Origin of the sequence: Helicobacter marmotae, assembly GCF_003364255.1 — a bacterium.
GTDB classification, from domain to species: domain Bacteria; phylum Campylobacterota; class Campylobacteria; order Campylobacterales; family Helicobacteraceae; genus Helicobacter_C; species Helicobacter_C marmotae.
Genome location: NZ_NXLR01000054.1, coordinates 1 through 661, shown reverse-complemented (window position 1 = coordinate 661; position 661 = coordinate 1). Strand labels below are relative to the sequence as shown.

Sequence of the window (661 nt, the reverse complement as noted above, 5' to 3'; positions counted from 1 at the left end):
GCTTTTTGCAAGGATTGTAAGTCTTTTTGCTTTGTGTCTATGAGTTCTTGGAGTTGGGTTTTAGCACTTTTAATTTTCTCATGCCCTAGCACGAAGCTTTGACGCCTAGGGTTAGAGAAACTCTGCTTTTGGGCTTGATAGTCATAGCCTGCTGTTACAAGGCTTAGTCGAAACTCCGCTTGATTCCCTATTGCTTTATCTTCTTCATAAAAAACGGCTAGAAATGCACTCAAGTTGCCATTTTGCTTTAAGATACTGGCTAGCTCTTTATGTAAGCCTACTTTGGCATGAATACTTTTGGTTTTAAAGGCATATACGCCAAGTTTGGTTAATCTATCTAGCGTGATAGGCTCACATACTTGAGTGTAGGATTGTATGATGTTTTGTTCATTGTTGCTATAGGTCATTTCTGTTTGGCGCTTTATGCCTATATTTTCACCAAAAGTGTCAATGATAAAGTCCCTAAAATGCTCATAGTTATAGGGGCTTTTTAGGAAGGTTTCAAGTGCAGACATATTATTCCTTTATGTGGGATTCTTTGCTTTGTGGGAGTTGCGGGATTTGACTCTGATGCTGTTAAGTTTCTTAGCTCTAGCTTGAGAGAGAAGCGAAGAATTGCTGTTTGGATTTTTAGTAAATGCTGTTAGTTTGTCATTCTGAG

1 protein-coding gene is annotated in these 661 nt (G+C 38.6%); it reads right to left on the bottom strand.

Annotated features, from left to right (window positions below):
* The coding region (locus tag CQA63_RS09310; RefSeq protein WP_147288787.1) for a hypothetical protein at positions 1 to 515 on the bottom strand (515 nt) is incomplete at its 3' end.
* Positions 516 to 661 lie beyond the last annotated feature (146 nt).